Here is a 26078-nt window from a genome sequence, read left to right on the forward strand (position 1 = left end):
TACGGAGGAAATATCGTCAATGAACTGACAGGCGTGAACGATGCAAAACGTGCCGCAACAGGTGTCGATCCGATCACAGGTGAAGAACTCACCGCAGGCCAGCGAGTCGCCGCAGGCGGCATGGCAGCAGCAGGCTACATCCCGATCGTCGGATGGGCGGGCCGTATTTTCAAAGGCGGTAAAGCCGTTTATAAAACGACTCAAGCCACGTCAGCCGCAGTCAGAGCAGTCGACATTTACAAGACATCACAAATATCCTTTGACGCCCTGAAAACATCACAAAAAGGCTTATATGGCCTCACCGCAACAAACGGCTTCAGCGAAGCGATTACGGGTCGAGACATGTTTGGAAATAAAGTCTCGAAAGAACAGCAAGAAGCCAGTATGAATGCGGCTCTGGGGATGCTTTTGCCGTTTGGGGCGAAAGGGTTTCAAGGGAAGATGGGGATTAAGGGTGCTGAAAAATATAATACCCATACGATGAAACACATTTATCATGGTGAAATTAATAAAAGAGGAAAAGCAGTTGGTTATCATCATGAAAGTATGCAAGGTGGTAAGATTATTCCAGGAAGTGAAAGTTTACCTGATAAAAACGGTATTTATAGAGCTAAAGTTGAAATTGAAGGAGTTGAAAAAGTAGCTAAATCAAGTTTCTTTCCTAAGGAATGGAACCGCATTGATGTGTTAAAAGCTATCGATGAAGCTTACCAAAATAAACAACAGATAGGTCCTAATAAATTTAAAGGTATAACATCATCAGGAATTAAAATAGAAATGTATTTGAAAAAAGATGGATCAATAGCTACAGCATATCCATTATATAAAAAATAATATGAAGGTGATTAACTTATATGAGATATCCATATGAATTTAAGGAAGACCAATTTGGTGATTTAGCAATCATACTTCCCGAAGAAATAAGTATTTTCTCAGATTTTATACAAGATATTTCATCGATAGAAGAAGTGGATGAATATATAGGATATATTCAAAATGTTATAGATGGAGTATATGAGAAATTTGAAATTACATTGAATGCTACCAGTGTAAATATTAAAAAAGATGAGACAGTAGTTGAACATCATTATAGGATTGAAGAACCTCTTGAAAATAAAATTGAAACGAAGGAATTCATAGAATTGTTGTTAATTTGGAGAGAGAAAATACCGGAAATATTCGAAGGTTAAACATCATTGTCGAGACTGAAAAATAAAAAGCACTTTATTGTTATTCAAGGCAAAAAGTGCTTTTTGTTATGAAATAAAACTTTAGATAATTGTCTAAAAAAGAAGTTGCCAAAAATGATCCCAAAAAGAATAACAAGAAGCTCAGTCTACCGTTTTTGGTATGAAAAAGCACTCGATTTATGGGAAATAATTTTAGATGACTCCGTGGAGACAGCTTACTACCATTAATAAAGAATGCTGTGTATATGCCTTGAAAGGAGACATGATGATGTTAAGAGTAACAGAATATAAAGACAGTCAGCCTATAAATATTGAAAATGATCTTTATACACCGATTAATATAGAGTTCGGTAGTTGGAATATATCAAAAGAGCCAACGATATATTGGAAAACTGAAGATTTTAAGAAATTCCTAATTAAAATAGGCATAATGAAGGGTCTCTGTGCTTAAAGCAAACAGAATATTTTATCAGAACGCTCTAAAATAATAAATATGAAAGTTATAAAATGAAAGGGGTTTACATGATGGATGATATTCTGACAAAAAAAATAATTACAGAAAGTGGTACGGAGTTTGAAAAATCTCTAGAATATGGAGGACCCTACGAGCTAGCAATTGTAGAATTTACTAAAGAAGGAGAAGAAAAACTTTTTACAGGACTAGCCTATGATTTATATGAAAATGGAAATATTGAAAGTTATTTCTATGCAGAGCAAGGTGTTAAGCAGGGAAAGTATGTTGAATTTTACTCAAATGGAAATGTGAAAAAAATAGGTAATATGAATAAAAGTGCTGCAGACGGATATCAAGTCGAGTTTTTTGAAAATGGAAATAAAAAGTATGAATCTGAATATATAGCTGGTCGGAAAATGACTTATATAAAGTACGATGAAAACGGAAGTATTGTAGAGCAAAAAACAGAGCCTGATGAATCTGATTTAAAATACGTCGAAAAATTCAATGGTTAATAAGGAAAAATAAATTCGAATAATGATTGAAATAATTGGAGTAATATTAATCTGTCTCAAAATAAAGAGAAGGCTTATATATAAAATGTGATAAAATTTATTAATCTTGACTACTGATCCCTGTAAGATATGCAGATATCGAGACACGCATTATTCGAAATGAGCTATTAACAAAAAAGGGGAATAAACCATGCTATGGATTTTCACACAAAACGAACAAAGTTTCGTTAATGTTCACGAAGTCACAGTAACCGGTAAAAAGATTGAAGGGTTTATCGCAGGCAGTGATTCTTGGGTCAAGACGCTCGGCAAGTATGACTCAAGCGATCGAGCGTCAGAGATCCTTCAAGACATTGTGAAAGTAATTGAAAAAAACCCAAATGGTACGATGACCTATCGGATGCCTCAGCAGTAAAAAAGAAACCACCTTTCCATTGCGAAAAGGTGGTTTTGTTTATGAAGGTGTTTTAGTAAAAGCTAAAAATAACGGGATGCCTGTGCCGACAAGTGTAGTGGCGAATAGGAACATACCGCAAATGAATAGAAAATGACTGGCTGAAAAGACGAGTGCCAGAATGAGAAACACGATGCTGAGTCCTGCCATGCTATATGATGGGACAAAGCGGCGTTTGTATGTGGCTTTCTTTGTTAGGAATGAGAAGAAAATGCCAAATAATAAAGGGACAATCCATAAGTAAAATAAAATAATAAGAGACATACATAATACCTCGATTTTTTCCTTCTATTTTATCAGATGCCAATCACAACGGATACTACAAAGCTTCACTTTGTAAAATAGTTCATGCAATCGACACAATTAAGTGGGCTGATTGATTGAATTCGTTTTTTGTTTCATATATTCAGGCTGTAAAAGTGCGTACACACAGTGATCGGCAAAGTGGTCGCCCAGCCATTCACATTGTCTTAATATGCCTTCAAGTGAAAAAGATAAACGCTCTGCGATGCGTCTGCTTTTTTGATTATCAACAGCGGCCCTTATTTCAATGCGATGCAGACCGCACTCTTCAAATAAATAGTGAATGACCGCTTTGCATGCTTTTGTCATGATGCCTTTTCCTTGATAGCCTTCCCCGAGCCAATAGCCAATGGAAACCGTCCGATTAATCCAATGAATTTGGTGGGTGCCAATGATACCAACGAGTTCTCCATGTGACCAGATTCCAGCCTGAAAACCATTGTTTTGCAAAGCTTGCTGCATGGCACCTTGAATAAACGCCATGCTATCTTCTTCTGTCTGCGTCGAATCGACCCATAGCATCCATTCACGTAAGTGCTCTCTTGAGCGTTGGATGAGCAGATACAGACTTCTCGCGTCTCTTGGTTCAAGCAGCCGCATGGATAGATCTTGATCCTGATAAAAAAACATGTGATCACATCCTCTCAAGGGAAATTCTACCACAACCCGATATAAAAGACAGCCTGATCACTGTCTTTTACATAAACGTATCCACAATTAAAAACAGATTAAGTGCGACAACAAGAGCTGCTATCACCCAAGATATTCCGGTCACCCAGCGAGCATTCGTCAAATCGCCCATAATTCGTTTTTTACTTGTAAACAAAATGAGCGGAATTAAAGCAAACGCAATTCCAAAGGATAAGACCACTTGACTCATCACAAGCGCAGATGTCGGATTGACCCCAGATGCAATGATCGCAATAGGGGGAATGATGGTAATCAGCCGGCGGACATACAGCGGAATGCGGTACTGAATAAAACCTTGCATGATAATATCGCCTGACAGTGTACCGACAGAAGAACTGGAAAGTCCGGCTACAAGCAGACCTACACCAAATAAGATCGCTGATACAGGACCTGCGAGAGTTCCAAAATGCTGAAATGCTACATCTAAATCCTCAACAAAAAGACCATTTTTAAAAAATAAAGCAGCTGCTACAATCAACATGCTGGCATTGATAGCGCCAGCAACTACCATCGCAATGAGGATGTCTAAAAACTCAAAACGAAAAATCAGCTTTTTCTCTTTTTCCGTTCTGCCGACGACTCTTCTTTGCGTTAAGGCTGAATGGAGATAGATCGCATGCGGCATCACCGTAGCGCCTAAAATACCAGCGGCAAGCAGTACGCTGTCTGTCCCTTCAAACCTTGGAATGAACAGTCCACCGGCGACACTTGCAAGATCAGGTTTAGCCACAAAGGTTTGTACAGCGAAAGCAATCACGACAACAAACAGCATACCGGTAATTCCTGCTTCTAATGCTCGATAACCTCGTCTTTGGAGCTCTAAAATGGCAAAAGAACCGATCGCTGCAATAATCGATGCTTCAAGCAGCGGGATACGAAAGAGTAAGTATAAACCAAGGGCAGCCCCGATAAATTCGGCTAAATCTGTGGCGATAATGACGAGTTCGCCCTGAATCCATAAACCGATCGAGACTGGTTTTGGAAACTCTTCTCGAGCAATTTCAGGTAAATTTTTCCCTGTTGCGATTCCAAGCTTTGCAGACAAAGACTGGATGAGTAAGGCCATGAGATTGGATATGAGAATGACCCATAACAGAAGGTAGCCATATTTCGAGCCAGCCGCAATGTTGGTCGCAAAGTTTCCTGGATCAATATAGGCAATGGCTGCGATAAAAGCAGGTCCGAGAAAAGGAAGGAGCCTTCTAAAACCCTTCACCTTTCCTTCAAGTGCACGCTCCGCTGCCACTGACATGTGGGCTTGTGCCTCGATGTATTTGTTTGTCATATGTCATCACCTAGATTCTACAAAGTTTTGCTTTGGCACAAAAAGTTTCCTCGATGCAATTTTTAATCATCATATGCCCATCTTCATGAAAAGTCAACTATCTGAACTAATAGGTTTGTTTATCATATGTAAGTGAAAAAAATAGATACCTTGTCAATCAAAACATAAAAAACACCGCCTCTGATCTTAGGCGGTGCATCCTCTGCTTCCTCTTCTTTTGTATCGTTTTTTAAGAAACCCTTGATCCAACGCTGCGGAAGATCAGGCTTAAAATAATGACAAAAATGGCTGCTCCTAAGATCGCTGGAATGATCGCAAATCCTGCCAGACTAGGACCCCACGTTCCAAGTAATCCATGACCAATCCAAGCACCTGCAAGCCCGGCAATCATTGAACCGATCCAGCCTCCTGGCACACTGCCTCCAGCGAGTGCACTCCCAATGAGACCAATGACAATCGCCACAACTAATGAAATCAGAAATCCTAACATGTTGATCACTCCTCTTTTGTTTGTTTATTGTTTACTAAGCAATAACCGTTTTAAAAGAGATTAAAACCTTTCGGAACCACTTCAATGTTCGATACGTATGATGGACAAGGATTGTGTATAATAACAGACATATACTTGAACGGCATCTAAGGAGGCAAATCGCATGGAGGAAAGAGAGTGGTTAAAAGCACAATTAAAAGAGATTGAAAAGTGGGAGAAAGACCAGCAAAAGGTATGGTTTTGGGAGAAACTTAGCCGGCTTCCATTTCAAATGCTGGACAAGCTGACCCCTGCCTTTATTCAAAAAAAAATCGGTGTGTTATTAGATGAGATGGGGCACTATATTCAATCAGGCGGTGTCTATTTGACGTCAGAGAAAGGCATTATTCATCAATTTCAAAAGAAATGTGCCGATGAATCGATTCAGCGTATTGAAGATATTGAGGCGGCTCCAATCGAGGTCATGGATGCCATTAGTGATCAGATGGGGAAAAACCGAACAAACCTCGCCACTGTGCAAGGTGCGACAACAGGTGTCGGAGGTATGTTTACATTAGCGGCAGATATTCCGGCTGTCCTCGGTCTCTCTTTAAAAACATTACAGGATATCGCCGTCACCTATGGCTATGATCCGAAAAATAAAGAAGAACGAGTCTTTATCATTAAATGTTTACAGCTGAATTCTGCTGACGTTGTTGGGAAAAAATCAATATTAAAAGAGCTGAAGAGCTATCATGCATCAGAAGGGAAGCACGAAAACATGATCTCTCAAATTCAAGGATGGCGTGAGGTCGTATATAACTACCGTGATTCGTTTGGCTGGAAGAAGCTGTTTCAACTTGTCCCAATTGCGGGGATTTTGTTTGGTGCAGCGTCCAACCGCTCACAGTTAAAAGGAATTGCCGAAACAGGCATCATGCAATATCGAAAGCGCAGAATATTAACAAGATTAGAGGAGCTCGCTCAGCAAGAACAGCGTGACTCCGGCGCATAAAAAAATCCCTTTCTCGAAGGGATTTTTTATTTGGTCTCAGCATCTTCATCAAACGCTTGAATCGGAGAATATTCATAGCGTGCCCGGAGCTCGCGGATTTGTTTGATCAAGGTGGAACCGATGATCCTTTCTGCTTCATCATACAAAGGATCGAGCGCTTTCATCCATTTTTGCCGCTCTGCTGGTGTTAATTCGTGTATGGCAATTGGAGATTCGCGTTTAATTTCCTCCAGTTGATCCTTGTTCATTTGTTCGGCATGTTTTTCGTTCCATGCCGTTGTTTCTTCCATCGCTTCGAGTAAAATTCGCTTCGTCTCAGGTGTTTGACGATCAAAAAAGGATTGATCTGTTAAGATGACATACCCTAAATACCCGTGATTACTGATCGTCATATAGTCTTGTATATGATAGAATTTTTTTGAATAAATATTTGAAATTGTATTTTCTTCACCGTCTACTTTTTTTGTTTCTAGCAGCTGAAACGTTGAATTAAACGATTCCTGATAGGGTTTTGCACCAAGAAGCTTGAATTGCTTTTCAATCATGTCACTTTGCATAATACGGAGAGATTGCTTTTTTAAATCACTAGGCTGCTTGATTGGGCCTTTATTCGAAGTGATTTGCTTAAAGCCATTTGTCCAGTAGGCCATTCCCTTTAGTCCGTCTTTTTGCAGTGTGCCGAACAGTCTCTGTCCAATCGCACCATGTAACCCTTCTTGGACAGCATCGTAGTTAGAAAAGGCAAAGGGCAGATCAAGTGCCAGCCATTCAGGGGACAGCATGCCGAGCTTTGACGTAGACGGAGCAATAAATTGAACTTGATTCTCTTTTAGTGCATTAATTTCTTCGATATCAGAATAAAGACTCCCGTTTGAAAAGATTTGAATGCTGATCCTGCCGTCGGATTTTTCATGAACAAGCTCAGCAAATTTCTTTGCAGCCAGCCCTTTTGGGGTATTATCTGCGACAACATGGCTGAATTTGAACACAAGCTGATCCTTCAGCCCAGTCTGTTCATCGTCGAAGGTCGTCGCTGATTTAGGCATCATATGATAAAAACCAAAGTATAAAGCGGTTACAAAACCGATGATGAGCAATAGCGTATAGGCGAGTAAATTCTTCATGCGTCAGATCCCCCTTATGTCAAGGATACTTGACAGAGGAAGAATTCGTAAAGATACAGGTGAAAAAATGATGAGAAATCGACTGAAATTACAACAATTATCTATTAGATGGAAGCTCACCATCCTCACATATTTCGTTGTCATTTTTGCCCTTTTAATCGGAGGAATTGTTCTGGTCGGGGGAATTCAGCAAACAGAGGAACGAGAACTTCGAAAAAGGCTCATGAACACGGCAAGAACAGTAGCTGAGATGAATGAGGTAAAGCAGGCGTTGGATGATCAGACAAAGGAGCGTGCGCGGTTGCAGCATGCCATTGAAGAGATTCGGATTATCCAAGATGCTGACTACATTGTTGTCATGGATATGGATCACGTGCGATTGACACATCCAGTGAAAACAAGGATTGGCCAGCGCTCTGAGGGGACAGATGAAGAACCTGCCTTTGCAGAGCATATCTATTTCTCAGAAGCACAGGGAGAGCTTGGCACAGCCATTAGAGCTTTTTATCCAGTAAAGGATGAAAAATTTAACCAAACAGGGGTTGTACTAGTCGGAAGAACATTGCCGAGTATGGCAGATATATTAGGAGAAATGAAGCAGGATATCCTCATGATCCTTCTGCTCACGCTCAGCTTCGGGCTTGTCGGTTCATTTTTGCTCGCCCGTCATATTAAACAGCAAATGTTTAAGCTGGAGCCGCATGAGATTGTCAGAATGCTAGAGGAACGCACCGCTACTTTTCATTCAATTAATGAAGGGGTCATTGCCATTGATAACCAGCACATGATCACCATTTTTAATGAAAAAGCAAAGCAAATTTTCAGCGTGACAGGTGATGTCGTGGGCCGAAATATTTGGGATGTGCTGTCAGATACAAGGCTTCCAGAAATCATTGACCGTGCAGAACCCGTCTACAATGAAGAAATTCATATGAGCGGAAAGCGGATCATGAGCAGCCGAATCCCAATTGTGATGAAAAAGAAAATCATCGGAGCGGTTGCTATTTTTCAGGACCGGACAGAGGCGGCCAAATTGGCGGAGGAATTAACCGGGGTGAAGAACTTCGTTGATGGCCTGCGGGTGCAAAATCATGAACATATGAATAAGCTTCATACAATTGCGGGATTAATTCAGCTGGGGAAAGCCGATCAAGCACTCGATTTAGCGTTTCAAACGACCGAAGAGCAGGAGCATGTGACGGACTTTCTCCACCGTGTGATACAGCATGATGCAGTTGCTGGTTTATTGATGAGCAAGATAAGAAGGGGCAAGGAGCTTGGAATCAAGGTTGAAGTAGATGAAAATAGCAGTCTGCGCGATTTCCCAGAGCGGCTGGATCAGCATGATATGACGAAGCTGCTTGGCAATCTGATCGAGAACGCCTTTGCCGCGTATGATACTGTAGAAAGAGACACAAAACTCATTTCTATTAGTATTGATCAAACAGAGGATGTCCTCGCGATCTTAATTGAAGATTATGGATCTGGAATAGAAGAGGACATGATTCCTCATATTTTCGACAAAGGCTTTACTCACGGTAAAGAAGGCGGAACAGGCTACGGGCTGTATATTGTAAAAACGATTATCGACAAAGGAATGGGAAATGTAGAAGTCACATCAAGCATCGGCATTGGTACCACCTTCTCAATCGAATTCCCAATGACAATAGAGGAGAGAGACAGATGACTCAGATTAAGGTGCTATTAATTGAAGATGACCCGATGGTGCAAGAAGTCAATAGAGAGTTCATTAAGAGTGTCCCTGGCTTTCAAGTTGCGGCTGTAGCAGGAAATGGCGAGCAGGGCATCCAGCTCATCAAAGACATTCGCCCAGATCTTGTGGTGCTCGATGTGTATATGCCTAAAAAAGATGGCGTCAAAACACTGCAAGACATCAGAAAGCAAAAGATGCAGGTGGATGTGATTGTGATTTCGGCAGCAAAGGACAAAGAGACGATCGGCACCATGCTTCAAAATGGTGCCCGAGATTATATCATTAAGCCATTTAAGTTTGAACGGATGAAAGAATCTCTTGAAAGCTATAAAGCGTTCAAATCAAAAATTCGTACCGCAGCAGAATTTTCTCAAGAGATGCTCGATGATATCATACGAAAGCCTGCAGTTAAGCAGGAAGACACATGGCTTCCTAAGGGGCTGAATGTGCATACGATGAATGAAATTAAAGCCTATATGCGTCTGCAAGAAGGAGCGCAGTCTGCAGAGGAAGTCGCCAATGCACTTGGGATTGCACGTGTCACGGCACGCCGTTATTTAGACTTCCTTGTAAAAGAAGGCGAGCTGAAATTAGATATGCAATATGGCGGGGTCGGACGCCCTGTGAATAAATATATCGTACATTCTGACTAAGAGACCAAAAAGACCAAAATGTACGATATGTCCATAAGCTTCACAGCCTTTGATGAAATCGCTATCATTTACCTACAGATAACAGTTAAGCGTTTACATCAAAGGGTGAGGGAGTTGATTTTTTATGAAGAGGCTATTGAAGAACCTGACATTTCAGGTCATTGCAGCTGTCATTATCGGGATCATTGTTGGGATGGTTTGGCCAAACGTCGGGAAAGAAATGAAGCCGCTTGGTGACACATTTATTAATGCAGTGAAAATGGTCATTGCACCCATTATTTTCTTAACCATTGTTCTTGGAATTGCCAAGATGGGGGACATGAAAAAGGTTGGAAAAGTTGGGGGAAAAGCTTTTATCTATTTTGAAGTTGTGACGACACTTGCGCTTGTCATCGGACTGTTTGTGGTCAATATCATGAAGCCGGGAGCAGGTCTTGACTATAGTAAGCTTGAAAAAGGGGATGTCTCGCAATATACCCAAAATGGGGGACAGGGTATCGACTGGATGGAGTTTGTCACACACATTGTGCCATCTAACATGGTAGATGCCTTTGCAAAGGGAGATATTTTACAGGTCTTATTCTTCTCTATTTTATTCGGTGTTGCGCTCGCTGCACTTGGCGAGAAGGGGAAAGGCATCATCGAATGGCTTGATAAGCTGTCGCTTGTCTTCTTTAAAATCATTGGTTACATTATGCGTGCCGCGCCATTAGGGGCATTTGGAGCAATGGCTTATACAATTGGACACTTCGGTTTAGCTTCGATTAAACCACTGGCTAGTCTGATGCTTTCCGTTTATATGACGATGTTCCTGTTTATTTTCGTCGTGCTGAACATCATTTGTAAAATGTATGGCTTCAGCCTGTTCGGTTACCTCCGTTTTATCAAAGATGAAATTTTAATTGTTCTTGGCACAAGTTCTTCAGAATCTGTCCTGCCAAGAATGATGGATAAAATGGAACGCTACGGGTGCTCTAAGTCGGTTGTTGGACTTGTCATTCCGACAGGCTATTCCTTTAACTTAGATGGAACCTCAATCTACTTGTCCATGGCCGTGGTCTTCTTAGCGCAAGTGTTTGGGGTGGACCTATCCATCGGACAGCAGATCACGATTATCCTTGTTCTGATGCTCACATCAAAAGGAGCAGCTGGAGTCACAGGAAGCGGATTTATCGTGCTAGCTTCTACACTTGCTGCACTTCAGGTTATCCCGCTAGAAGGTCTTGCACTGCTGCTAGGGGTCGACCGTTTCATGAGTGAAGGAAGAGCAATTACGAACCTGATTGGAAATGGAATTGCTACAATTGTTGTAGCGAAAAGTGAAGGGGAATTTGACGAAGCGAAGAGTAAAACAGCGCTACAGGAAATGCGAAATATCAAGCAGGCTGTTTAGTATAAAAACAACCAAAAACCGAAACCTTATGTTCTACATGGGGTTCGGTTTTTTCTTGTGTAAAAAAAGAAAAAACATAAAAGCTTGATAAATTTAGGACGAATCGTAAGACCTCATTGACCTTTTGTTATATAATTTACAGAAAGATCCGATATAATGAATATGAGATCCAACGAAAAATAGACTTTAGTCCTGGCAGGTGTGTAACGTATGGCGGCATTTTTTAAATTGTTCGAAAAACCTGGTGTCAAGAGGTTTTCAGTATTTGTAGTATTAGCCACAGCATTATATCTATTAAGAGGAATGATGAATTTAATTCTCCTGACCTTCATTTTCACCTTTTTAATGAACCGGTTAGAAGAGGTCATAAGAGGCTTTTTAAATCGCTTCCTGAAAATAGGACAGAAATCAGTCATCACCATTTTGTACATCCTTCTAGCTGGTGGATTGACGTTTGGCGGCTTTGTGTTTGTGCCCATCATCGCTAAACAGGTGGAACAGTTATTTCATTTAGGGAAAAAGATTGCAGATCATCCACAAGATTTACCCTTCTTTGACGTCGTCACCAATGTGTTCGGAGATTTCAAAATATCTTCTTTCTTCGAGAAAGGGTTTAATTTCCTCTATACATACTTAACAGATTTCAGCACGTTCAGTATCCAGGTCATTATGTCCTTAATATTAAGCATGTTCTTCCTGTTCGAAAAGGAACGCCTCATTCAATTCATGAATAAGTTCAAAACGAGTAAAATCTCCGTGTTCTATCATGAAATTGCCTTCTTTGGACGTAAGTTTTCCAGAACATTTGGTAAGGTACTTGAAGCACAGTTCATCATTGCAACAGTTAACTGTGTCTTAACGACAATTGCGCTTGGCATTATGGGCTTCCCGCAATTATTTGGATTAGCGGTCATGGTCTTCTTGTTAGGTTTAATTCCGGTAGCGGGTGTGGTCATCTCTCTCGTTCCACTCAGCATCATTGCGTATACACTTGGAGGCGGAATGTACGTCCTATATATTGTGCTGGTGATCGTGATCATCCATGCCATTGAAGCCTACTTCTTAAATCCGAAGCTCATGTCAGCTAAAACAGAGCTCCCTATTTTCTTCACGTTTATTGTCCTGATCTTTTCTGAACACTATATTGGCATTTGGGGCCTGATTATCGGCATCCCAATCTTTGTGTTTATCTTAGATATCTTGGAGGTCACGAATAAGGAAGAAAGTAATTAAAAAGTTCATATGAACCTGTTTACAATTTTCTAAAAATAAGGTATAAATAGTATGAAAATATCATATTACCACACGCTTAATCCTTCTAAAGGAATGGGGGACCCAAGTTTTTGGGGTGAATTTTTCTTATTTAAGAAAAAAGGACATCTCTTCGTCCTAACCCGTCAGCTAACCTCATCAGCGTGAAGAGAGTAGACAGTGGTACACGTATGGACACGCAGGCCCACGAGAAGACTCTCTCGTGGGCCTTTTTGACGAGGAAGGGGAGATTTTATTGAAGCTTGCGACGAAAATTATTATTGCTTTAATTGTAGGTGCAATCACAGGACTACTACTCAACATTTTTGCTCCAAACGTATTCAAAGTGTTAGACCCTTATCTATTTACACCTCTAGGTCAAATCTTCTTAAACCTGATTAAAATGTTAGTTGTACCGATTGTCTTCTTTTCGATCACACTTGGTGTAGCAGGCCTTGGCGATCCGAAAAAACTTGGCAGAATCGGCGTAAAAACCATTACTTACTTTCTACTCACTACGACTTTTGCCATCATTATTGGCATTTCATTGGCCTTACTTATTAAGCCAGGCACATTTGGCAATTTTGATACGAAAGCGGCAGAATATTCCGCTGAGGAAGCCCCATCAATGGCAGACACACTACTCAATATTATTCCAACCAATCCAGTCCAATCTCTAGTTGAAGGAAATATGCTTCAAATTATCGTCTTCTGTGTATTTTTAGGTCTTGGCATTGCCTTGCTCGGTAAAAAAACAGAAGGTTTGCTGAAGCTGTTTGAACAAGGAAATGAATTAATGATGTATCTTGTCGGTGTTGTGATGAAATTCGCACCGTACGGGACATTCGGTTTGATCGCAACGGCAATTGGCAGTCAGGGGCTCGATGCCATGAAAGCGATGGGACTTTACTTCTCAGTCGTCTTAATTGCGCTGATCTTGCATTTCTTCCTGACCTATGGGTCAACCGTTGCCCTATTAGCTAAACGAAATCCAATGGCATTCTTCAAAGGATTTTCTCCAGCGATGGTTGTGGCATTTAGTACATCAAGCAGTAACGCAGTACTGCCAGTATCAATGGAAACAGCTCAAAAGCGTTTGAAGGTGCCAGAACCTATTTCAAGCTTTGTGCAGCCGCTAGGTGCGACCATTAATATGGATGGTACAGCGATCATGCAAGGGGTTGCGACTATTTTTATCGCACAAGTGTATGGAGTTGAATTAACCCTTGTTCAAATGCTGACAGTTGTCTTAACAGCAGTACTAGCAAGTATTGGCACAGCAGGTGTCCCAGGGGTAGGGCTCATCATGCTAGCCATGGTTTTAAATTCCGTGAATCTTCCTGTTGAGGGCATTGCGCTGATCCTTGGCATAGACCGCTTATTAGACATGGCAAGAACCGTGGTCAATATTACAGGTGACGCAGCATGTGCGGTGATTGTTTCTGAAACCGAAAAGAAACATGAGAAGGAAGCACCAACACCTAATTTATCACTTTAACAACAAGAAGGGCTGACTGGATCAGCCCTTTTTTTCGTGGAACGGCTTGTCTAGCGTGATATACTTTTTACAGGATGAGCGGCCGTAACTGCCGCCATAGGTTTTACATTAGAAGGAGGAACCACTTTGCAGTCTGCTGTTTTACACATAGAGAACGTCGATAAACAAATTGGCCGGCATCAAATTTTGCAACATATTTCGATGGACATTAGGCAAGGGGAAATTGTCGGTTTACTTGGACCAAATGGGTCTGGAAAAACGACCTTGATTCGATTGATCGTTGGCTTGATGAAAAAAAACAACGGCCGGATCATCATAAATGGATATTCTCAAGATGATGATCATCAAAAGGCGATGTCATCTGTTGGGGCGATCATAGAAAATCCGGAATTTTATTCATATTTAACAGGTTTTGAAAACCTTGAGCTGTATGCGTCTATGCATGATGGAGTTTCAGAAGAGCGCATTCTTGAAGTGGTAAAAAGAGTTCGTCTGGAGCACGCCATTCATCAGAAGGTCAAAACGTATTCACTAGGGATGAAACAAAGGCTCGGGATTGCACAAGCAATTTTGCATAAGCCCAATCTGCTCATTTTAGATGAACCAACAAATGGGCTTGATCCCGCAGGAATGAAGGAGTTTCGAGAGCACTTGCAACTGCTTGTACAAGAAGAAGGTGTCTCTGTGTTATTTGCTACACATCTATTGCATGAAGTAGAAGAGCTTTGTGACCGCATGATCATCATTCAAAAAGGACAGATCAAAGCCAATACAAACCTTCGCGACATGGAAGGAAAAGAGCAGGTGCTGATGAATATTCAGCCAGTAGAAAAGGCAGTTTCATGGCTAGATACGCAAGGATATACATATGAACAAAGGGATCAACATGTGCTGGTTCAACTGAATAAAGACCGTGTGCCGGAGCTGAATAAACAGCTTGTCTTAGCAGAATTTGATGTACTTGAAATGACGCCTCAAAAACAATCAATTGAAGAGGCCTTTATGAAATGGACGGAAGGCGGGACGGCAGATGCTTCAACTCATCAAGAATGAACATAAAAAAATCACGAGACAAAAGATCACATTCATTGCACTTGGACTGATTGTTGTCTTTCAATTGACGATGGCTCTAGCATTGAAACGAGTCATTTCCGGGCTTGGCGGGCAAGATACAGTCGCAAACTATTTTGCTTATTCCACGAATGTTGTGTTTATTTTACAAGTGTTCGCTGTCGTGATTGGCGCCACATTGATCTCAACAGAGTTTCAAAAAAGAACCATCAAGTTCTTGTTGATTCGGCCAAAGACAAGGCTTCATATTTTCTTGTCAAAATACATCACTCTTGTGCTGATGGTCCTTTACCTGTTTGTTTTTTATTATGTGTTCGCTTTTCTTTTTGGCCTTATTTTCTTTGGTACTGATTTTGATGAAAGCACTGGGCGATTATTTCTGCACACATTTGCTGTGATTGGATCACAGTGGGTGGAAGTAGTCATGATGGCAAGCTTTGCTTTTCTGTGCTCAAGTTTGTTTAGAAACAGTCTGATTGCACTTGTGACTTCATTTTTCGTCTTATACGCAGCGAAATCATTAGTGTCGATCATGTCTCTGTTAGAAAATCAGTGGGGGAAGATTCTACTTTTCGCTAATACGGACTTCACACAATACAGTTTTCAAGGTCCGCCGCTCTTTCAGGGCATGAGCCCTCTGTTTTCGCTATTCATTGTAGGGGTGCATTTTGTTTTCTTTGTTGGTGCTGCTTGGCTCCTTTTTTGGAAGCGTGATGTAAATGTGTAAAAATTGTGTCAAATAACAAGAAAAATTCGTGACATCTTTGTGAAAACGAGTCTGTATTTCACGATAACCGGCTGATTTTGTCTTATAATAAGACAGAGTCATGGAGGTGGCACTATCGTGAAAAATTTTATTACGGCTTTACCTATTTTGTTGCTGTTGTCGTTTTCGTTTGTGTCTTTTGCCTTCCAGTTTGATCATCTTGTTTATTTCAGACTAGCGCTAGGGATCTTTTCATTAGCGGGTCTTTTCTTTCTGTATACACTTAAAAGAAACATGAAATGGTTCATGGTCTATTTATATGCGAGCTGGATCGTTCTTGCTGCCGTTACGACATTTGAAGAACCCGTGTTTTCACAATTCTTCTTCGGTGGTTTAACGATGACAATGGGTTATCTAACATATATGCTCATCTATTTAGGAATGAAACAAGACCGTGTAGCGAAATCACATTAAAACAAAAGCCGATAAAATCGAAGAATAGATTTTATCGGCTTTTTCTTTTCTTCAGGCAAATAAAAAAGCAGCCATCTATTTGACTGCTCTTCTTGTGTTTATGATTCACGTCCAGCAGCGGCAAGCTGCTTTTGGTGCTTTTTGTCGATGGTTGCGTATATACTTTCCATCATCTTAGGGTCTCGCATGATCGCTTCCTTGTTTTCTTCAATCAATTGCTGATACGTTTTGATTTTCTTCTTAGACATGTAACTCAACGCTCCTTTGGTAGAATGGACTCTATAAGATTTCACACAGATGAAATTGATAATCATTTTCAATTAGCAACTCCATTATACAAAGCAGAATGTCATAAGTAAAGATTCAATTCAGAAAATTCACGTAACCGACATATTCCCATCCATATCGACGATGAATTCTTTCCCAGGAAATAATCCGCTGTCAAACCTTGTCATGAAATCAGATCAAACATTCCTGCCGATGTTGAAACATTTTAGCCGCACATCTCGTCTTATGAAGAGATTTGATTTAAAAGGATATAAAAAAAGACACCAGCATGAGTTGGCTGATGTCTCCATTCAAATGAGTTATGAAACGTGTTCTTGAAGAAACTCCGTTACTTCTTCAGGTGATTTAGCGTTGGCACTGTGTAAATGACCTGTTTTTTCGCCATTTTTGAAAATTAACAGGCTAGGAATTCCCATGACCTGATACGTTTCCGCTAACTCAGGAAAGTCGTCTTTGTTTATTTCAAACCATTCATTCTGAGCATAAGCCTCTAAAATGTCTGGAATGAACATGTCCATTCTAGTGCAATCAGGGCACCATGTCGCAAAGAATTTAACGATGACCTCTTTGTCTGATTGAATGATTTCGTTGAATTGTTCAGTGCTTGTAATTTTTTTCAATTTGTCACAACTCCTTTTCAATGTCATTTTAATATAAAATAAAGGCGAATGACATACAAATGCTCGGGGGGCGCTTACAACCTTTACAAATCATTTCAATTCCGTAACAACAAAAATTAATTAGAGCATTTTTGCTTGAAAGTGATAAGATAGTAAAGATGAATTTTAGTGGGGGGAGTATCCATTGAAAATAAGTTTAGGATTGGTTTACGGCGGAAAGTCAGCCGAACATAATGTATCACTGCAAACAGCCCTTGCAGTTACAAAAGCACTTAACACTGAGAAGTTCGATATACATCCAATTTATATTACAGAAGAGGGCGAATGGCTAAGAGGAGAAAAACTCACTGAACCAGTATCAAACGTCAAAATGCTTCAATTTGAACAAAATGCAAAGACGTTTTTACCAACTTCTTTAAATGAAAGCATGTTTCCACAGCCTGCAGCAGCTGATGAAAAGATTGATGTTGTCTTTCCATTGCTACATGGGCCAAATGGTGAAGATGGGACCATGCAAGGGTTACTTGAACTATTGAATATCCCGTATGTTGGTAACGGCGTTCTCGCGTCTGCTGCGGGTATGGATAAAGTCATGATGAAAGATGTGTTTGCTCAAGCTGGACTTGCGCAGGCAAAGCACCTTTCCTTCAATAAAAAGGATTATGAGAAAGCCATATCAGACAGTCTAGAACAGGTAGAAGCAGTTCTCGGGTATCCTTGTTTTGTGAAACCTGCCAACATGGGATCAAGTGTCGGAATTAGTAAATGCCGCAGCAAAGAAGAGCTGCAAACAGCATTTGATTTGGCTTTCCAATATGATCGTCGTGTTGTTGTGGAAGAAGGCGTTGTAGGACGAGAAATTGAAATTGGTGTATTAGGAAATGACGAGCCGAAATGCTCAGTTGTTGGTGAAATTGCACCTAAAACAGATTTTTATGACTACAAAGCAAAATATGAAGATGGCGATACAGATTTGATCATTCCTGCGAGTGTGTCAGAGGAAGAGTACAAGACGATTCATGATATGGCGATTAAGGCATTTAAAGCCATTGATGGATCTGGCCTCGTACGTGCAGATTTCTTCCTAACAGAAGAAGGCGAAGTGCTGATCAATGAAGTGAATACTATGCCAGGATTCACACCTTTTAGTATGTTCCCGCTTCTTTGGAAACATACTGGTGTAGAGTATCCTGAGCTGATTGAGAAGCTGGTGTCACTTGCAATTGAACGCCATCAAGAAAAACAAACCATTAAAACCACTTTTTAATGTAAGAAGCAAGCAGACACTATCCTACAGGTAGTGTCTCTTTTCCTTCAAACGTGAAATGAGAAAGAGAGGCGAAAAAACATGATCAAACGTACAGTGAAACAAGTCGCCCAAATGGCTGGTGGCACATTATCGAATGAAGCTTTTGGCGAAGAACAGATACACGGAGTGACAACAGATACACGAAAAGTATCAAAAGGCGCACTATTTATCCCGCTTATCGGGGAACATTTTAACGGTCACACTTTTGCTTCAAAAGCAGTGGAGCTTGGAGCGGCAGCGGTTCTTTGGAATGAAACAGAAGCGAACCCACCATCCGGTGTACCTGTCATTCTTGTAGAGGATACTCTGACAGCACTCCAACAGCTTGCGAAATCATACTTAAAAGAGGAAAACCCTCGAGTTGTCGGTATTACTGGAAGTAATGGCAAAACAACGACGAAAGACATGATCCATTCTGTCCTACAAACGACATACAGAGTCCATAAAACAGATGGCAACTTTAATAATCATATTGGACTTCCACTGACCATCCTTGCAATGCCAGAAAAAACAGAGATTGCTGTATTAGAGATGGGCATGAGTGCAAAAGGAGAAATCGAATTTTTATCTAATCTCGCTGAACCTGATGCAGCTGTCATCACCAATATTGGAGAATCTCATATGCAGGATCTAGGATCAAGAGAAGCCATTGCAGATGCAAAATGTGAGATCACAAAAGGGTTAAAAGAGGATGGGACTTTTTATTATTTAGGAGACGAGCCTTTACTCCGCCAAAGAGCAAATGCCCTTGCACGTAGCGTAAAAACATTTGGGGAATCAGAGGACTGTGATATCAAGGTGATTCACATCCACCAACTCGCTGAAGGCACTGAATTTCAAGTGGAAGGATACGCTCAAGGGTTTCTCATTCCTGTATTAGGGAAACACAATGTAAAGAATGCTCTTGCAGCTATTGCAATCGGCCAGCATTTCGGTCTGAATGAAAGGCAAATTGCCCAAGGGCTAATGCAAACGAAATTGACAGGCATGCGTTTAGAACTGTTTAAAACAGATAAGGGCATCACGGTTATCAACGATGCGTATAATGCGAGTCCTACGTCGATGAAGGCAGCGATTGATCTTGTAGGAGATATGGATGGCTTTGCTAACCGCATACTCGTTCTCGGAGATATGCTGGAGATGGGCAGTGAAGAAGAAACCTATCATTTTGAAGTAGGGGAGTACATCAAGCCTGAGTTTATTGATCATGTTTTAACGTTTGGCCGTCTTGGCGCATTCATTGCTGAAGGAGCAAAGAAAGCATTTGGAGACGACCGTGTATCTTCTTATATGGACAAAGAAGAACTGAAGAAAAAACTAGCGGATGTGGCAGGACCTGACGATGTCGTTCTGGTCAAAGCTTCCCGTGGCATGAGATTGGAAGACGTGATTACTGCACTATAAATCAGATCGGCAAAGAAGGTGACAGGGTGATTGGCTGTCTATGTATACACGGTTTTACTGGTGCCCCGTATGAAGTAGAGCCGCTTGCGGAATATTTAAAGCAGACGACAGATTGGACGGTACAATCTGTCACGCTTCCGGGGCATGGGGAGGAACTTCAGCTCAAAGGCATTCTCTATCAGGAGTGGATTGCCACCGCTGAATTAGAACTCTTATCCCTTTACCGAACATGTGACACCATTTATTTGGTCGGCTTTTCTATGGGCGGGATGATTGCCTCATATTTAGCAGCGAAGTATCCAGTGGCCCGTCTTGTTCTGTTAAGTGCTGCTGCTAAATATGTTAACCCAAAACAAATGATTCAAGACACAAGGCAGATGGTGAAGGAATCCTTGTCTGGTTTGATTGATACGAACCCATTGTATGATCGATATCGTCATAAGCTGAAGAGTACACCGCTATCAGCTGCTGTAGAATTTATGAAATTGGTGAAGCAAACGAAAGGTTCTCTTGAAAAGCTTCATCTACCTGTCTTGATCGTTCAAGGTGAAAGCGATGGGATCGTCCCCGCTTCTAGTGCAGAATTCATTTATCATAAAATCCCGTCCCGTCAGAAAGAAATGTTCTATTTACCGGATTGTAAACATCACGTTTGTCATGAGCCTTGTGCACAGCAATTGTTTGAGAAAGTCGAACAATTTCTAAAAAAACAATTTAATCTATAGAAAAGCTAAAATGTGGCTAAACTAATATAAATTGAATCCCACTTGTTAAAATTTGCATCATTTTTGTCGAATGAGTGACAGGCCTATGTTACAATAGGTAAGAAAAGGTGGTCGATTCGGTTGTTTCAATATGACGGAAAAACCTTTGTCCCGCAGTCTAATTCGAGCAATGGGGAAGTATCGGAAGGAACCATATTTCAATATCGTCAGGACGGGAATATTTTAACGGGCACATATCAAGGCGGCAGTATTCAATCTGGCGTACTTGTAGGAACTGTGAATAAAGACGGAGCACTTCATTTTAGATATCATCATGTAAGTAAGGATGGCAGCATGAGAAGCGGTTCATGTCATTCCACCCCTAAGCAGCTGGATAACGGGAAAATCCAACTGTTTGAAAAGTGGAAATGGATGGACGGAGATCAAAGTGAAGGTGAATCAGTCATTGTCGAGCAGTAGATATATCCATTTCTGTCTTGTTGAAAAACAAATAGTGTAATGGTAAGATATAATGTAGGGTAATTCGGGCTTTGTATATAATGGACCTGTCCTTTCATACAAAGGGCAGTTTTTAATGATCATTCACGAGATTACTGAAACAGCAATTAGAAGGAGTTTGAATAAATTGACTATAACGTTTCAAGATTTTCAATTAAGCGAAAGTCTCATGAAAGCTATTAACCGCATGGGATTTGAAGAAGCAACACCGATTCAAGCAGAAACGATTCCTCTCGGTCTTCAGAATAAAGATGTCATCGGACAAGCACAAACAGGAACAGGAAAAACTGCAGCATTTGGTATTCCTCTTGTAGAAAAAATCGATCCAGCGTCTCCTAACATCCAAGCGATCATCATTGCGCCAACAAGAGAATTAGCGATTCAAGTATCTGAAGAGCTATACAAAATCGGCCAAGACAAGCGTGCACGTGTACTTCCAATTTACGGTGGACAAGATATCGGCCGTCAAATCCGTTCGCTCAAGAAAAATCCTCATATCATTGTAGGAACTCCAGGACGTTTACTTGATCACATTAATCGTCGCACAATGCGTCTTCAAAATGTTGAAACAGTCGTGCTTGATGAAGCAGACGAAATGCTCAACATGGGTTTCATCGAAGACATTGAAGCGATCCTTTCAAATGTACCAAGTGAACACCAAACACTTTTATTCTCTGCGACAATGCCTGCACCAATTAAGCGTATTGCAGAGCGTTTCATGACAAACCCAGAACATGTAAAAGTAAAAGCGAAAGAAATGACTGTATCTAACATCCAGCAGTTCTACTTGGATATTCACGAGCGTAAGAAGTTCGATACATTGACTCGTCTTCTTGACATTCAATCACCAGAGCTTTCAATTGTTTTCGGCCGTACAAAGCGCCGCGTTGACGAATTGACTGAAGCATTAAACCTTAGAGGTTATACAGCTGAAGGAATTCATGGTGACTTGACTCAGGCGAAACGTATGGTTGCGCTTCGTAAATTTAAAGAAGGTTCAATCGATGTGCTTGTCGCAACAGACGTTGCAGCACGTGGACTTGATATCTCAGGTGTTACACATGTGTATAACTTCGACGTACCACAAGATCCAGAAAGCTATGTACACCGTATTGGACGTACAGGCCGTGCTGGACGTACAGGTATGGCGATGACATTCATCACACCACGTGAAAAAGATATGCTTCGTGCGATTGAGCAAACGACTAAGCGTAAAATGGATCGTATGAAAGAACCAACTCTAGACGAGGCAATTGAAGGACAACAACAAGTCACAGTTGACCGTCTACGCACAATCATTAGTGAAAACAACTTGAACTTCTACATGACAGCAGCTGCTGAATTGTTAGAAGATCATGATTCTGTTACAGTGGTTGCGGCTGCCATCAAAATGATGACAAAAGAGCCGGATGCAACGCCTGTTCGTTTGACAGATGAAGCACCAATGATTTCAAAACGCAATCGTAACAACCGCAGCTCTTCTAAACGCAGAGACGGCGGCGGTGGTGGCGGCTATCGCGGAAAAAGCCGTTCATCTTACGGTGATAAAAAGCGTTCTTCAAATGACCGCAATCGTTCTTCTAACGATCGTCGTCAAAAGAAATCTTATAACAACTAATTCAAAAGCGAATCCTTTGCAGGGTTCGCTTTTTTTAACAGTCCTAATGAAACTTTTTAGGCTTTCTTTCGTAATATATTGATAGAAAAGTAAGAGAATGGGGGAAGAATGTGAGAAAACAGCCGCAACGTCAAATCAGCTTAAATGGATTAAAAGTATGGCGTCTTCAAAATGGAATTATCTCATTGATTTTCTTATTCATCATCATTGGGGTATTTGTAGCTAGTTATTATTTTCAATGGCCATATTGGATTGGAGCCATCCTCATCGGTTTGTGGATTTTACAGGTCATCTTCGGAATCTGGCTCATACCGAAAATCCGCCATCACATCTGGCGCTATGAAGTATTTGAGAACGAAATTGAAATACAGCACGGATTGATTCGTGTCACACGTGTCATTGTGCCAATGGTACGTGTTCAGCATGTGGATACATCTCAAGGGCCACTTTTAAGGCGCTACCGGTTGGCATCTGTTCAAATTTCTACGGCTGCGACAGTGCATGATATTCCGGCACTGGAATTAGAAGAGGCAGATGAGCTTCGCGATTACATATCTCGATTAGCAAGGGTGACGGAAGATGATGTCTGAACCAAAACGTGTACATCCAATCTCGATGTTCATTGATTTTATATCAGATGCCGTATCCATGATCAAAAACTTCATTATCCCTTTTTTCGTGCTTATTTTTGTGAACTCGAATTCAAGTATTCGTTTTTATGCGTTCATTATTCTTGGGGTGCTTCTTTTATGGAAAGCTGTTTCAACCGTTTTAGCATGGAGACGATTCACCTACCGAATGGAAGACGATGAATTTCGAGTAGAATCAGGTGTCATCACCAAAAAGAAAAAGTATATCTCGTTAGAACGAATTCAAACGGTGAATACAAGTGAAGGCATCTTCCAGCGGATTTTCGGTTTGGTTCGGGTGCAAATCGAAACGGCAGGCGGGACGGATGGACCTGAAGTGAGCCTGACGGCCATTACAAAAGCAGAAGCTGAGCAACTAAAGCAATCGATTTTCAACCGGAAGAAAAGCTTGCAACAAGAAGAAATGATTGATGAAAATTTAGATTTCCCTGATTCTCTGACAGCGCAACAGCCTGTAGAAAAAGAAATCAGTGTTTCCTACCGAATGGGTATACCAGAGCTGCTTTTGGCTGCGACCACTTCAAGCGGAATCGGCGTCATTATTTCTGGGTGTCTCGCCATTTACACACAAATAGATGAAATTCTACCTTTGGACGGATTCCTTAAACGGTTTTCTTTTTTAAGTCATGCGAGTGTTGAGATTTATGCGATTCTCATATTTATTGCCGTATTGATTGCGTGGATTCTTAGTGTTGGGGTAACAGCCCTTCAATATGCGAATTTTACCGCAAAACGAAAAGGGAAAGACATCATCATCACAAGAGGACTCATCGAAAGGCATCAAATGACCATTCCGCTTGCGAGAATTCAAGCAGTGAAAATCAAAGAAAATATTCTGCGTGAACCATTTGGTTTTGCGACGGTCATGCTTGTCAGCGCAGGAGGTTCCATTACAGAAAAAGAGACCTCTTCTGTCTTATTTCCACTCATACGGAAGAAAAAGATCAATGAATTGTTAACGCAATTTACAGATCAATATCAGCTGGCACCAGAAAGTGAATTGAAAAAAGTGCCGAAGCGTTCACTAAAACGTTATCTGATATCTTACGGATTTGTTCCATTACTTGTAGGTATAATCCTTTCTGTACGTTTTCCACCATGGGGGTATTTGGCGCTGATTCCATTACCATTTGCCTTGTTTTTTGGGTATTTAGCCTATAAACAATCAGGATATGTGATCAAAGATCAACTGATTCAATTAACGACAAGAGGTATCGGCAAGACCACCGGAATTGTTTTAAGAAAACGAATGCAAAACTATACGATGACCCAATCCTATTTTCAAAAGAAAGGGCGGGTGGCAAGTATTCACACCTTTGTGAAGTCCTCTGCCTTGCTTGATTCCTTTGGTGTGCATCACCTTGAAGAGGAAGATGCTGAACGTGTATGCGATTGGTATTCCTATGAAACGAATCAATCAACTTAAACAAAAAATGTCGATCAGCTCCCGTTAAACGGAGTGATCGACATTTTTTATGAGCTTAATAGCGTCGTTTTTTTGAATGGAAGAATAGAGTGATCGGTGCTAGGATCATGCCGCCTATCAATCCAAATAAGTGGGCCATGATGTTGATGTTCGAGTTGACGAACGTCATAATAACAGAGACGCCGAGAATCGTTAAGATCACCTGAGAATTACCACGGTCCATCATATGCGGTTTAAATAGGACAAGATAAAGATAGACGCCAAATAAACCAAATATCGCACCAGAAGCCCCGACATGTACGTACTCTAAAGGCTCCACCCAATAGGTTCCGAGATTGCCAATGAATCCAGCACCCAGATAAATCACAAGAAATCGAACCTTTCCAAGCAAATACTCAAGTGCTGGAGCGAATAGGAAGAGCGACATGGAATTGAACAGAATATGTGTCAGACTTCCGTGAAGAAAAATAGGCGTTAAAAGCCGCCACCATTCTCCTGCTGCAACACCATAATTAAAACCAACGAGATGGTCCTGCCCAAGCTGGATCATTGGAATAGGGATTGCAAATAAAAGCCATAGGCCGATTTGCAAAGCAAGGATCGCTGTTACGATTGGATACGATCTAATAAATTGTTGAAAGCTCTCCGTTCGAATAAACATAACAAACCCCTTTTGACTAGATAATGGTAAGTTTATAGTAACACGTTTATGAAGCGAACATCCAAATTAGTACGAGTATCATAGGAGGTACCTCATGATTAAAGGAATCGGTATGGATATTGTAGAGATCGGCCGGCTGTCACGAGTTCTTAGCAGGCAGCCCCGTTTACCAGAACGAATTTTGACTTTACGTGAACAGGAAGTCTTTCGCACACTAAGTGAAAAGAGACAGCTGGAGTTTCTGGCAGGACGTTTTGCGGCGAAGGAAGCATTCGCAAAAGCATACGGTACGGGAATTGGTCAGTATGTAAGCTTTCACGACATCGAGATACAAAAAGATGCAAACGGAAAACCTCTCATCAAAAGTGAGAAAACAAAAGAAGACTACGTTCATGTATCCATTACCCATACAAAAGAATATGCTGCAGCACAAGTTTTAATTGAAAGGTTGTCAAGCTAGTCTGCATATTGTTTGTCCCCCCTTCATATATTGGGTAGTGCGATAAGGAAGGGCGAGTTGCTAACAGGCTTTGATGGTTCGCGGTACGCAGTTAACTCTTGAGGCGTACTGTTAAAGTCAAACAAGCGGTTTCTTCCTTTTAACACAATTAACGAAGGGG

30 protein-coding genes and 1 riboswitch are annotated in these 26078 nt (G+C 41.0%); of the genes, 22 read left to right on the forward strand and 8 right to left on the reverse strand.

Annotation, left to right across the window (positions count from 1 at the left end; translation table 11 throughout):
- The 5 genes from ACTJKA_RS16325 to ACTJKA_RS16345 all read left to right on the forward strand — a co-directional run.
- Positions 1-834 (forward strand): EndoU domain-containing protein (locus ACTJKA_RS16325; protein WP_440607848.1); only part of this gene is annotated, 834 nt, incomplete at its 5' end.
- Between the two features lie 20 nt (positions 835-854).
- Positions 855-1190 (forward strand): hypothetical protein, encoded by a 336-nt coding sequence (locus ACTJKA_RS16330; protein WP_046342710.1) that lies wholly within the window; start codon positions 855-857, stop codon positions 1188-1190.
- A 268-nt stretch (positions 1191-1458) separates the two neighbouring features.
- The gene (locus ACTJKA_RS16335) at positions 1459-1641 is read left to right on the forward strand and encodes a hypothetical protein (RefSeq protein WP_017366650.1); all 183 of its coding nucleotides are present in this window, start codon (positions 1459-1461) and stop codon (positions 1639-1641) included.
- 71 nt (positions 1642-1712) lie between these two features.
- Positions 1713-2159, forward strand: coding sequence for a toxin-antitoxin system YwqK family antitoxin (locus ACTJKA_RS16340; RefSeq protein WP_249670503.1), 447 nt, complete (start codon positions 1713-1715; stop codon positions 2157-2159).
- Positions 2160-2349: 190 nt separating this feature from the next.
- Positions 2350-2574, forward strand: coding sequence for a hypothetical protein (locus ACTJKA_RS16345; RefSeq protein ID WP_024720475.1), 225 nt, complete (start codon positions 2350-2352; stop codon positions 2572-2574).
- 39 nt (positions 2575-2613) lie between these two features.
- Here the strand turns inward: ACTJKA_RS16345 and ACTJKA_RS16350 are convergent, their stop codons facing one another.
- The 4 genes from ACTJKA_RS16350 to ACTJKA_RS16365 all read right to left on the reverse strand — a co-directional run bounded on the left by ACTJKA_RS16350 (position 2614) and on the right by ACTJKA_RS16365 (position 5381).
- Positions 2614-2877 carry a hypothetical protein gene (locus ACTJKA_RS16350; protein ID WP_008346966.1) on the reverse strand — a complete coding sequence of 88 codons (264 nt, stop codon included), beginning with the start codon at positions 2875-2877 and terminating at the stop codon, positions 2614-2616.
- A gap of 99 nt (positions 2878-2976) precedes the next feature.
- Positions 2977-3546 carry a GNAT family N-acetyltransferase gene (locus tag ACTJKA_RS16355; protein ID WP_008346964.1) on the reverse strand — a complete coding sequence of 190 codons (570 nt, stop codon included), beginning with the start codon at positions 3544-3546 and terminating at the stop codon, positions 2977-2979.
- A 67-nt stretch (positions 3547-3613) separates the two neighbouring features.
- On the reverse strand, positions 3614-4891 hold the full coding sequence (locus ACTJKA_RS16360; protein ID WP_008346963.1) for an Nramp family divalent metal transporter: 1278 nt from the start codon (positions 4889-4891) through the stop codon (positions 3614-3616).
- Positions 4892-5120: 229 nt separating this feature from the next.
- The gene (locus ACTJKA_RS16365; RefSeq protein ID WP_003214275.1) at positions 5121-5381 is read right to left on the reverse strand and encodes a GlsB/YeaQ/YmgE family stress response membrane protein; all 261 of its coding nucleotides are present in this window, start codon (positions 5379-5381) and stop codon (positions 5121-5123) included.
- A 163-nt stretch (positions 5382-5544) separates the two neighbouring features.
- Here ACTJKA_RS16365 and ACTJKA_RS16370 point away from each other — a divergent pair, with 163 nt between their 5' ends.
- Positions 5545-6375 carry an EcsC family protein gene (locus ACTJKA_RS16370; protein WP_024720476.1) on the forward strand — a complete coding sequence of 277 codons (831 nt, stop codon included), beginning with the start codon at positions 5545-5547 and terminating at the stop codon, positions 6373-6375.
- Between the two features lie 26 nt (positions 6376-6401).
- Here the strand turns inward: ACTJKA_RS16370 and ACTJKA_RS16375 are convergent, their stop codons facing one another.
- Positions 6402-7499 carry a TRAP transporter substrate-binding protein gene (locus ACTJKA_RS16375; RefSeq protein WP_440607849.1) on the reverse strand — a complete coding sequence of 366 codons (1098 nt, stop codon included), beginning with the start codon at positions 7497-7499 and terminating at the stop codon, positions 6402-6404.
- Between the two features lie 67 nt (positions 7500-7566).
- Here ACTJKA_RS16375 and ACTJKA_RS16380 point away from each other — a divergent pair, with 67 nt between their 5' ends.
- The 8 genes from ACTJKA_RS16380 (at position 7567) to ACTJKA_RS16415 (ending at position 16259) form a co-directional block, all read left to right on the forward strand.
- Positions 7567-9186 carry an ATP-binding protein gene (locus ACTJKA_RS16380; protein WP_026050048.1) on the forward strand — a complete coding sequence of 540 codons (1620 nt, stop codon included), beginning with the start codon at positions 7567-7569 and terminating at the stop codon, positions 9184-9186.
- Positions 9183-9866 (forward strand): response regulator, encoded by a 684-nt coding sequence (locus tag ACTJKA_RS16385; protein WP_050826981.1) that lies wholly within the window; start codon positions 9183-9185, stop codon positions 9864-9866. Before ACTJKA_RS16380 ends, ACTJKA_RS16385 begins: the two co-directional genes overlap by 4 nt.
- Positions 9867-9990: 124 nt before the next feature.
- Complete coding sequence (gene dctP / locus ACTJKA_RS16390) at positions 9991-11259, forward strand: C4-dicarboxylate transporter DctP (protein WP_007496516.1); 1269 nt, start codon at positions 9991-9993, stop codon at positions 11257-11259.
- Positions 11260-11469: 210 nt separating this feature from the next.
- Positions 11470-12492: an AI-2E family transporter gene (locus ACTJKA_RS16395; RefSeq protein ID WP_007496515.1), complete on the forward strand. Its 1023-nt coding sequence runs from the start codon at positions 11470-11472 to the stop codon at positions 12490-12492.
- 63 nt (positions 12493-12555) lie between these two features.
- Positions 12556-12689: riboswitch (cyclic di-AMP (ydaO/yuaA leader) on the forward strand.
- A 77-nt stretch (positions 12690-12766) separates the two neighbouring features.
- The gene (locus ACTJKA_RS16400) at positions 12767-14008 is read left to right on the forward strand and encodes a dicarboxylate/amino acid:cation symporter (protein WP_026050049.1); all 1242 of its coding nucleotides are present in this window, start codon (positions 12767-12769) and stop codon (positions 14006-14008) included.
- Positions 14009-14134: 126 nt separating this feature from the next.
- Positions 14135-15061, forward strand: a complete 927-nt coding sequence (locus tag ACTJKA_RS16405; RefSeq protein WP_046527090.1) for an ABC transporter ATP-binding protein — start codon at positions 14135-14137, stop codon at positions 15059-15061.
- Positions 15039-15806, forward strand: a complete 768-nt coding sequence (locus ACTJKA_RS16410; RefSeq protein WP_331833018.1) for an ABC transporter permease — start codon at positions 15039-15041, stop codon at positions 15804-15806. Before ACTJKA_RS16405 ends, ACTJKA_RS16410 begins: the two co-directional genes overlap by 23 nt.
- Positions 15807-15923: 117 nt before the next feature.
- Positions 15924-16259 carry a hypothetical protein gene (locus tag ACTJKA_RS16415; RefSeq protein ID WP_017366657.1) on the forward strand — a complete coding sequence of 112 codons (336 nt, stop codon included), beginning with the start codon at positions 15924-15926 and terminating at the stop codon, positions 16257-16259.
- Positions 16260-16357: 98 nt separating this feature from the next.
- Here the strand turns inward: ACTJKA_RS16415 and fbpB are convergent, their stop codons facing one another.
- A complete protein-coding gene (gene fbpB / locus ACTJKA_RS16420; protein ID WP_017366658.1) occupies positions 16358-16507 on the reverse strand; it encodes a Fur-regulated basic protein FbpB in 150 nt (49 codons plus the stop codon).
- 339 nt (positions 16508-16846) lie between these two features.
- Complete coding sequence (locus tag ACTJKA_RS16425) at positions 16847-17167, reverse strand: thioredoxin family protein (RefSeq protein WP_008346934.1); 321 nt, start codon at positions 17165-17167, stop codon at positions 16847-16849.
- A gap of 184 nt (positions 17168-17351) precedes the next feature.
- On the opposite strand from ACTJKA_RS16425, the gene ACTJKA_RS16430 reads away from it, so the two are divergent.
- The 7 genes from ACTJKA_RS16430 to ACTJKA_RS16460 all read left to right on the forward strand — a co-directional run bounded on the left by ACTJKA_RS16430 (position 17352) and on the right by ACTJKA_RS16460 (position 24797).
- Complete coding sequence (locus ACTJKA_RS16430) at positions 17352-18434, forward strand: D-alanine--D-alanine ligase (protein ID WP_007496503.1); 1083 nt, start codon at positions 17352-17354, stop codon at positions 18432-18434.
- Positions 18435-18515: 81 nt separating this feature from the next.
- Entirely contained in the window at positions 18516-19880 is a 1365-nt protein-coding gene (locus ACTJKA_RS16435) for a UDP-N-acetylmuramoyl-tripeptide--D-alanyl-D-alanine ligase (RefSeq protein WP_025206792.1), read from the forward strand.
- 26 nt (positions 19881-19906) lie between these two features.
- The gene (locus ACTJKA_RS16440; RefSeq protein ID WP_017366660.1) at positions 19907-20605 is read left to right on the forward strand and encodes an alpha/beta hydrolase; all 699 of its coding nucleotides are present in this window, start codon (positions 19907-19909) and stop codon (positions 20603-20605) included.
- Positions 20606-20725: 120 nt separating this feature from the next.
- On the forward strand, positions 20726-21064 hold the full coding sequence (locus ACTJKA_RS16445; protein ID WP_017366661.1) for a hypothetical protein: 339 nt from the start codon (positions 20726-20728) through the stop codon (positions 21062-21064).
- Between the two features lie 166 nt (positions 21065-21230).
- A complete protein-coding gene (gene cshA, locus ACTJKA_RS16450; RefSeq protein ID WP_017358400.1) occupies positions 21231-22721 on the forward strand; it encodes a degradosome RNA helicase CshA in 1491 nt (496 codons plus the stop codon).
- Between the two features lie 110 nt (positions 22722-22831).
- Positions 22832-23311, forward strand: coding sequence for a PH domain-containing protein (locus ACTJKA_RS16455; protein WP_008346922.1), 480 nt, complete (start codon positions 22832-22834; stop codon positions 23309-23311).
- Entirely contained in the window at positions 23301-24797 is a 1497-nt protein-coding gene (locus ACTJKA_RS16460; protein WP_017366662.1) for a PH domain-containing protein, read from the forward strand. Before ACTJKA_RS16455 ends, ACTJKA_RS16460 begins: the two co-directional genes overlap by 11 nt.
- Before the next feature lie 55 nt (positions 24798-24852).
- Here ACTJKA_RS16460 and ACTJKA_RS16465 read toward each other — a convergent pair whose 3' ends face one another.
- A complete protein-coding gene (locus ACTJKA_RS16465; protein ID WP_007496491.1) occupies positions 24853-25458 on the reverse strand; it encodes a rhomboid family intramembrane serine protease in 606 nt (201 codons plus the stop codon).
- A gap of 94 nt (positions 25459-25552) precedes the next feature.
- On the opposite strand from ACTJKA_RS16465, the gene acpS reads away from it, so the two are divergent.
- Positions 25553-25918: a holo-ACP synthase gene (acpS, locus tag ACTJKA_RS16470; RefSeq protein ID WP_017366663.1), complete on the forward strand. Its 366-nt coding sequence runs from the start codon at positions 25553-25555 to the stop codon at positions 25916-25918.
- The last annotated feature ends 160 nt before the right edge of the window (positions 25919-26078 follow it).

The sequence above is a fragment of the Bacillus sp. 22190 genome (genome assembly GCF_052045575.1).
GTDB classification, from domain to species: domain Bacteria; phylum Bacillota; class Bacilli; order Bacillales; family Bacillaceae; genus Bacillus; species Bacillus altitudinis.

Excerpts from the sequence above, each read along its gene's own strand:
- ACTJKA_RS16365 (WP_003214275.1), bottom strand. The coding sequence starts at position 5,381 with ATGTTAGGATTTCTGATTTCATTAGTTGTGGCGATTGTCATTGGTCTC.
- ACTJKA_RS16340 (WP_249670503.1), top strand. The coding sequence starts at position 1,713 with ATGATGGATGATATTCTGACAAAAAAAATAATTACAGAAAGTGGTACG.
- ACTJKA_RS16335 (WP_017366650.1), top strand. The coding sequence starts at position 1,459 with ATGTTAAGAGTAACAGAATATAAAGACAGTCAGCCTATAAATATTGAA.
- ACTJKA_RS16460 (WP_017366662.1), top strand. The coding sequence starts at position 23,301 with ATGATGTCTGAACCAAAACGTGTACATCCAATCTCGATGTTCATTGAT.
- ACTJKA_RS16345 (WP_024720475.1), top strand. The coding sequence starts at position 2,350 with ATGCTATGGATTTTCACACAAAACGAACAAAGTTTCGTTAATGTTCAC.
- dctP (WP_007496516.1), top strand. The coding sequence starts at position 9,991 with ATGAAGAGGCTATTGAAGAACCTGACATTTCAGGTCATTGCAGCTGTC.
- ACTJKA_RS16370 (WP_024720476.1), top strand. The coding sequence starts at position 5,545 with ATGGAGGAAAGAGAGTGGTTAAAAGCACAATTAAAAGAGATTGAAAAG.
- ACTJKA_RS16360 (WP_008346963.1), bottom strand. The coding sequence starts at position 4,891 with ATGACAAACAAATACATCGAGGCACAAGCCCACATGTCAGTGGCAGCG.
- ACTJKA_RS16395 (WP_007496515.1), top strand. The coding sequence starts at position 11,470 with ATGGCGGCATTTTTTAAATTGTTCGAAAAACCTGGTGTCAAGAGGTTT.
- ACTJKA_RS16380 (WP_026050048.1), top strand. The coding sequence starts at position 7,567 with ATGATGAGAAATCGACTGAAATTACAACAATTATCTATTAGATGGAAG.
- ACTJKA_RS16330 (WP_046342710.1), top strand. The coding sequence starts at position 855 with ATGAGATATCCATATGAATTTAAGGAAGACCAATTTGGTGATTTAGCA.
- fbpB (WP_017366658.1), bottom strand. The coding sequence starts at position 16,507 with ATGTCTAAGAAGAAAATCAAAACGTATCAGCAATTGATTGAAGAAAAC.
- ACTJKA_RS16410 (WP_331833018.1), top strand. The coding sequence starts at position 15,039 with ATGCTTCAACTCATCAAGAATGAACATAAAAAAATCACGAGACAAAAG.
- ACTJKA_RS16350 (WP_008346966.1), bottom strand. The coding sequence starts at position 2,877 with ATGTCTCTTATTATTTTATTTTACTTATGGATTGTCCCTTTATTATTT.
- ACTJKA_RS16465 (WP_007496491.1), bottom strand. The coding sequence starts at position 25,458 with ATGTTTATTCGAACGGAGAGCTTTCAACAATTTATTAGATCGTATCCA.
- ACTJKA_RS16385 (WP_050826981.1), top strand. The coding sequence starts at position 9,183 with ATGACTCAGATTAAGGTGCTATTAATTGAAGATGACCCGATGGTGCAA.
- ACTJKA_RS16355 (WP_008346964.1), bottom strand. The coding sequence starts at position 3,546 with ATGTTTTTTTATCAGGATCAAGATCTATCCATGCGGCTGCTTGAACCA.
- ACTJKA_RS16435 (WP_025206792.1), top strand. The coding sequence starts at position 18,516 with ATGATCAAACGTACAGTGAAACAAGTCGCCCAAATGGCTGGTGGCACA.
- ACTJKA_RS16375 (WP_440607849.1), bottom strand. The coding sequence starts at position 7,499 with ATGAAGAATTTACTCGCCTATACGCTATTGCTCATCATCGGTTTTGTA.
- acpS (WP_017366663.1), top strand. The coding sequence starts at position 25,553 with ATGATTAAAGGAATCGGTATGGATATTGTAGAGATCGGCCGGCTGTCA.